General features: G+C 56.8%; 7 protein-coding genes. 4 read left to right on the forward strand and 3 right to left on the reverse strand.

The genetic code is table 11. The features are described from left to right. Positions 1–52 precede the first annotated feature (52 nt). From ACLL9E_RS07960 to ACLL9E_RS07970, 3 genes are all read right to left on the reverse strand, one after another. Positions 53–973 carry an IS1595 family transposase gene (locus ACLL9E_RS07960; RefSeq protein WP_411291205.1) on the reverse strand — a complete coding sequence of 307 codons (921 nt, stop codon included), beginning with the start codon at positions 971–973 and terminating at the stop codon, positions 53–55. Positions 974–1,710: 737 nt separating this feature from the next. Next, positions 1,711–2,118, reverse strand: coding sequence for a bactofilin family protein (locus ACLL9E_RS07965; RefSeq protein ID WP_411291206.1), 408 nt, complete (start codon positions 2,116–2,118; stop codon positions 1,711–1,713). A gap of 4 nt (positions 2,119–2,122) precedes the next feature. Then, entirely contained in the window at positions 2,123–3,301 is a 1,179-nt protein-coding gene (locus tag ACLL9E_RS07970; protein ID WP_411291207.1) for a M23 family metallopeptidase, read from the reverse strand. A 291-nt stretch (positions 3,302–3,592) separates the two neighbouring features. Here ACLL9E_RS07970 and ACLL9E_RS07975 point away from each other — a divergent pair, with 291 nt between their 5' ends. The 4 genes from ACLL9E_RS07975 to ACLL9E_RS07990 all read left to right on the forward strand — a co-directional run bounded on the left by ACLL9E_RS07975 (position 3,593) and on the right by ACLL9E_RS07990 (position 6,327). Continuing rightward, the gene (locus ACLL9E_RS07975) at positions 3,593–4,846 is read left to right on the forward strand and encodes a glutamate-5-semialdehyde dehydrogenase (protein WP_411291208.1); all 1,254 of its coding nucleotides are present in this window, start codon (positions 3,593–3,595) and stop codon (positions 4,844–4,846) included. After that, positions 4,843–5,472 (forward strand): nicotinate-nucleotide adenylyltransferase, encoded by a 630-nt coding sequence (locus tag ACLL9E_RS07980; protein ID WP_411291209.1) that lies wholly within the window; start codon positions 4,843–4,845, stop codon positions 5,470–5,472. Before ACLL9E_RS07975 ends, ACLL9E_RS07980 begins: the two co-directional genes overlap by 4 nt. Positions 5,473–5,535: 63 nt before the next feature. Further along, entirely contained in the window at positions 5,536–5,880 is a 345-nt protein-coding gene (gene rsfS / locus ACLL9E_RS07985; protein WP_411291211.1) for a ribosome silencing factor, read from the forward strand. A 24-nt stretch (positions 5,881–5,904) separates the two neighbouring features. Continuing rightward, a complete protein-coding gene (locus ACLL9E_RS07990) occupies positions 5,905–6,327 on the forward strand; it encodes a 23S rRNA (pseudouridine(1915)-N(3))-methyltransferase RlmH (RefSeq protein WP_411291210.1) in 423 nt (140 codons plus the stop codon). The last annotated feature ends 106 nt before the right edge of the window (positions 6,328–6,433 follow it).

A 6,433-nucleotide genomic window follows, 5' to 3' on the forward strand; every position in this document is an offset into this window, starting at 1 on the left:
CTTAGCTACAGCGTCAAAATCTGCGTTTATAGGTTCAATCATTTTTTTGTCGTCAGGCATTGATAAGTTCCTTGTAGGTGAGGCGCTTTCCAACCATGCGGCCCACAGTGGCTTCGATGAAGCCCATTGTGCCAGCTTGCTTTGTGTTGTGACGGAAAGCAAATTCATTGACGTAGCGGTGCAAGTGTTTGCCGCTCATGCTGTGAAAGATGCCGTAGTGACCACGCTTTAAAAGCGCCCAGAAGCTTTCAATACCATTTGTGTGTGCCTGATCACGGACATACTCTCCCACCGAGTGATTGACAGTTTTGTGCGTGTAGGCATCGCTTAAGCCAGCGTATGAACGAAAAGCGTCAGTAACGACTGTTGCACCTTCACGCGCATTGGCGCGAACGAAGCGCTGCAAATGCACCTTGCTAAGATTGCTAATTGGCTCTGCCCTAACGCGGCCATTGTTCTCGATAATGCCCACAACGGCAGTCTTAGTGTCAACGCCGTGGCGAGTGCGCTTGTTAGCGTGTTTGTTGCGCTCTTTGCCGCCGATGAATGTTTCATCAACTTGAACGTCTGGACCCATATCATCTTCCGAGATCACCATCCACGTTTCACGGATGCGTTGCGCCAAAAACCACGCTGATTTTTGAGTTATACCAAGTTCACGCGCCATCTGGGTTGAAGGGATGCCCTTGCGCGCTGTGGTCATCATATAGATCGCCATAAGCCACTTGTGCAAAGGCAAGCGGCTTTCGGCCAACACAGTGCCAGTGCGCACGCTGAAATGCTGGCGACAATCGCGGCAGCGGTATGGCATTGGCTTCATGTCTTTGACAGGAGCGACCGATAGGCTGCCGCAATGAGGACAATTGACTTCACCAGCCCAACGATTGTTCTCAAAATACTGCCGCGCAGTTTCCTCGTTCGGGAAGCGCTGGAAGAATTGATAGAGCGAAACGGTTTCTGGTTTGTCAGTCATAAAACCTAACTAGCCAAATGACGCTAGCTAGTCAAGCGACTTTGTGGCTAGTTAAATATATAGTTCCCCCAAAAACCGCTTTCCTACAAATAACCATATCGGTTAGTTGATTCGCGTCATTCAGGCTGCGGTCTAGAACGTGGGTCGGGATGATGGGAACGCTGGCGGGGGAACCCGGCAGCACGGCCGGCGCGATAGGGTGCTTGCTTCAGCCTTCAAAAGGGCCTGTTGCATCAAGCTCTGAACAGCGCAAAAAAAGGTTGCATGTGGCGGGAAACCGCCCCGTCCTTTCAGGGCGGCCCCGGGGACTTTGGGAACCTTTACCCCCGGGGAAAATGTGACAGCCACATCAAAGGCGGCTCGGGGCATTAGCCTGATGGAACAATCGAGCCTTAATCCACAAACACCATCAGCCGGAAGCAGCACCAGCGCTTCCGCGTCGGCCGTCCCTTTTTCGCGCAGGCAACACGCGCAAAGTTTTTGTAGGAAATATTGTTGCGCGTGTTGGAAATTTGGGGGTGCTCCCCCGATTTCGTCATCCTGAACTCGGTTCAGGATAACGAACCACCGTCGCCTGTTATCCTGAAACGAGTTCAGGATGACGAAAGTGTTGAGTTATTGAAACCAAAGCACTCGAGACGCACCCGTTCATGTCGAGCGAAGACGAGACACGAGCATCGTCGAGACACCCTGAGGCATCCGCACCAGCATCAAAACGAAACGCTAAACGCCCCCGCTTAAGCGACCTTGGAATCCACCCCGAGAACCAACGGTTCAGCGGCCCTAATTGGCGCGCGCGCGATGGTTGGTGCGCCGGTGGAGGATTTGTGCCGGAACTTGCCGTCGATTTGCCCGCCCGGTGCGATGGTCAGATTGCTGTAGACCACATCGCCCATGATGCGCGCGGTTGCTTCGATTACCAGGTCATTGGCTTCAATCGATCCCTCGACATGGCCCGATAATTTGGCGGATTCGGCCGTGATTTTGCCTGCAATAATGCTGCCTTCGCCTTGCACCAGATTGCCGCAGGTGACATCGCCCTGCACCTTGCCATCGATATGGAGGTCAACGCGCGCCGACAGATTACCGACAATTTCCACGTCAGCGGCTATGATCGAAAATGTATGACCAGAATTGTTGCGCACGTTGTTATTCCTTTGCGGCAATGTCGGCACGGTGTCCGGCGACGGTTTGGACTTTGAGAACATCGGGATTAGCCTCCAAAAACTTGCGCGGATTTATTGCCTGACCATTCAGGCGAACCTCGAAATGCAAATGGCTGCCGGTTGAACGGCCGGTGCTGCCCATGCGTCCGATTTGCAGGCCGCGTTCGACCTCTTGGCCGTACCGCACATTTAAACCGGATAAATGCGCGTAACGCGTTACCAATCCACTGGCGTGGGTGATTTCAACAGTGTTGCCATAGCCGCCATTATACCCGGCCAAGGAAACCTTACCCTCGGCTGCGGCAAGAATGGGCGTCCCGATGGGGCCTTTGAAATCGAGCCCGGCATGCATGGCGCCAGCGCCGGTAAAGGGATCGCTGCGATAGCCAAAGCCGCTTGACATGAACGTGACCGCAGCGGGCATCGATGTGGGGATTGCGGCCAAAGCGCGCTCCATCGCGTCCATCCGGCCAAGCGATGCGGCCAGTTTCAAAAAGCGCGGGTCGCGGACGTCTTTTTTGCGGCTACCGAAAAATGGTTCAAACAAACCACCGAGCGCATTACGCGCTTGCCGCGCCAGCGCTTCGGGGTTCAAACCGAACTCGCGGATGGCGGCTTCTGCCTTTGATGCACGGACCAGCGCCACGCGGGTCATTTGTTCGGCAAAGCGAATTTGCCGCGCTTCGATGCGAGCAAGGCCAGCGGCCTCGGGCACCATAAGGCCGATCGTTTTGACGGTTTTATCGGCTTCGGTGGGTGCGGATTGTTGCGTAGTTGCTTTCGCCTCGGCCTCAGTCAGCTCGCCAAGATATTGGTCGCCCAAGCTTTCGAGCATTTGCTGCCTGCGCTCCAGATCCTTCGTGACTTCATCAATCGATCCGCGATAGCTGGCGACGCGTTCCTCGGCGGATTCAACCTTTGCTTCCTGCGCGCTTAACGCCATCCGCTGTGCGGTGACAGTGATCTGATTGATGGCCATACCAAGCGTGACGACGAGCCAGACGCCAATGACGCACGCAACTGTGCCCGCCACCCGGCGTTGCACCTGTGCGGATATCTTGAGAAACCGGACTTGGCCATTGGCCCGCATGAAAAATTCGCGGTCAATAAACCATCCAGCTATCCGGTTTTTCCAACCGGACATTCTGATTTTAAGCGACACGACCCACCCCGTTATTAACTTTGTCGGGTGCGCGTAGCAGAGGAAAGGGGTGCTAGCGAATCGCCTGAAGCGGACTCGTGACGAGTCGGGCGCATTGCACGATGAGCTGTGGAAAACGTTATCAAATTGTCATTTGCCCATAAGCAGTTGCAGCCATTTGGATGGAAATGGTCGGAAAAATCGCGATAAAACAGACATATCATCCCGATTCGTTTTTGTTCCCTTGTTTCCAATTGCTAATTTGCCGGAACACTTCCCCTTTTGCCATCACTTCTCTACGAGTTACAGGCGATGACAGATAATGAGACATTGATGACGGTCATTGCGGCAAACGCGCGTGTCGCGGCTGGCCGCCTTGCAAGCGCGGATGATGCGACCAAGGCGGCGGGCCTTATGGCCGCAGCGTCTGCCTTGCGTGACGGCATGGCCGATATCCTTGCGGCGAACGATATTGATATGGACGCTGCGGTTGCGGCGAAAATTTCAGCTGCGATGCTCGACCGTCTGAAGCTCGATGAAGCGCGTGTGATGTCGATGGCGTCGGCAGTCGAACAGGTTGCTGTGCTTGAAGACCCCGTCGGACAATGCATCGACAGCCGCATCCGGCCCAATGGTCTTGTGATGGAGCGCGTGCGCGTTCCTATTGGCGTGCTTGGCATCATTTACGAAAGCCGCCCCAATGTCACCGCCGATGCTGCGGCGTTGGGTCTGCGCTCGGGCAATGCCATCATTTTGCGCGGTGGCAGCGAGGCGGTGCACAGCAACCGCGCGATTCACGCGGCGATGCTGCGCGGCGTCATACAGGCTGGCTTGCCAGCAGAAGCCATCCAACTGGTCCCGACGCAGGACCGCGAAATGGTTGGCTTTATGCTGCGTGCGCAGGGCGTGATCGACATGATTATCCCGCGCGGTGGCAAGTCTTTGGTCGCACGCGTTCAGGACGAGGCGCGCGTTCCCGTGCTCGCGCATCTTGATGGTATTTGCCACAGTTATGTCCACAAGGATGCTGACCCGGTGATGGCGCAATCGATCGTGATCAACGCCAAAATGCGGCGGACCGGGATTTGCGGATCTACTGAAACGCTTTTGATCGATCAGGATTATCCCGCGCCTGCCGCGTTGATTTCGGGGCTGCTTGATGCAGGATGCGAGGTGCGGGCTGATGATATGCTCATGGAGCTGGATGCCCGCACGGTGTCGGCCGAACCCGAAGATTGGGACACCGAGTATCTCGACTCGGTCATTTCCGCCCGAGTCGTGTCGGGGCTTGATGAGGCGATGGCGCATATTGCCCGTCACGGCTCACACCATACCGACGCAATCATCACCGCAGATGAATCCGCTGCGGCACGCTTTCTGGCGGAGGTCGATAGCGCGATTGTCATGCACAATGCGTCGACCCAGTTCGCCGATGGTGGCGAATTTGGTCTTGGCGCAGAAATCGGCATTGCGACGGGCCGGTTGCACGCGCGTGGACCCGTCGCGCTTGAGGGGCTTACGACCTATAAATGGATTGTCCGGGGCCAAGGACAGGTCCGGCCTTGAAAACAATCGGCCTCATGGGCGGATCGTTCAACCCTGCACATGGCGGCCACCGCGCGATCAGCCTGTTCGCGATGGATTCGCTCAATCTTGACGAATTTTGGTGGATGGTCTCGCCGGGCAACCCGTTGAAACCCAAAGCAGACATGGCGCCTTTGTCTGCGCGCATGGCGTCGGCCAAAGCGCAGGCGCGGCGCACGCCCATTAAGGTCACGGCGATCGAGGCAGATCTTGGCACCGTCTACACCGCAGAAACGCTGAAAAAGCTCGTAGCACGTTACCCGAAAACGCGGTTCATCTGGATCATGGGGGCGGACAATTTGTTGCAATTTCACCACTGGCGGCGGTGGCGCGACATCGCGCGATTGATGCCGATTGCAGTTATCGCCAGACCCGGCTATAACGAGCATGCTGTTGCGGGTCCCGCGATGGCCTGGTTCAGGCGGTTTGTCCGGCGTCCGGACCAGCGTCATTGCTGGACAAAATGGAGTACGCCAGCGCTTGTCTTTTTGCGCTTTCGTCCAGATCCGCGTTCGGCGACCGCTCTTCGGCGTGCTGACCCATATTGGTTTCACCGATATAAGGAACTTGGAACGCGTGACGGCGTTACCCGAAATATTGTGCTTTAAGGAGCCATCTTGATCGATTCTGTATCCGTTCCTGCCCAGACCGCAAAGGCCAAGGAGCCCACTTTGACCCCCGACGCGCTGCACGCGTTGATCCTTCAATCACTTGATGATGATCAGGCGCAGGAGGTGGTCACCATCCCGCTTGAAGGCAAAAGCAACATTGCCGACCATATGGTCGTCGCGTCGGGCCGCTCGTCGCGCCAAGTGGCGTCGATGGCGCAGAAACTTGCCGAGCGCATCAAAAAGGCCGGACGCCATGCCCGTATCGAAGGCCTGCCTTCTGCTGACTGGGTGCTGATTGATGCCGAAGACGTCATCGTCCATTTGTTCCGTCCAGAAGTGCGCAGCTTCTACAATCTTGAACGTATGTGGGCATTTGGCGACGCGCCCGAAGTCGCGGCGCAATAAGGCTGAACGCCTGCGCCGATGGCGATGCGTCTGCACATCATCGCGCGCGGCAAGATTGGCCGTTCCCCCGAGCAGGAACTCGTTGACCGCTATTTGAAACGGATAAGCTGGCCAACGCGGCATAGCGAATTGCCTGATCGGGGTGGGGATCTTCCTGCCTCGGACAGCCCACATAAAACCATCATCATGGATGAAAAGGGCGAACAGCTCAGCTCGGCTGAACTCGCGCGCCTGTTGGAACGCTGGCGCGATGATGGCGTGCGCGAAGTGCGCTTCCTGATTGGCGCCGCCGACGGTTTTGACGATGCTGCGCGCGCTGGAGCGGACAAGCTCATTGCTTTTGGCAAGGCAACCTGGCCACATTTGATGGCGCGGGCGATGCTGGCCGAACAATTGTTCCGCGCCACATCGATCCTTGCGCGCCATCCCTATCATCGCGAAGGGTGATGCGATGACCCGCGCCCTGCCCTGGTTCCCGCTCGTCGCGCTGGTGTTGACCGCCTCGTCGAGTGTCGCCCAGCCCGCCGCGCCGCCGACCATCGCCAGCGCGCAG

The sequence above is a fragment of the Sphingorhabdus sp. genome (assembly GCF_046596595.1).
In the GTDB taxonomy this organism is placed as follows: Bacteria; Pseudomonadota; Alphaproteobacteria; order Sphingomonadales; family Sphingomonadaceae; genus Sphingorhabdus_B.

Coding starts and splice junctions, on each gene's coding strand:
- ACLL9E_RS07960 (WP_411291205.1), bottom strand. CDS start 973: ATGACTGACAAACCAGAAACCGTTTCGCTCTATCAATTCTTCCAGCGC.
- ACLL9E_RS07990 (WP_411291210.1), top strand. CDS start 5,905: ATGCGTCTGCACATCATCGCGCGCGGCAAGATTGGCCGTTCCCCCGAG.
- ACLL9E_RS07975 (WP_411291208.1), top strand. CDS start 3,593: ATGACAGATAATGAGACATTGATGACGGTCATTGCGGCAAACGCGCGT.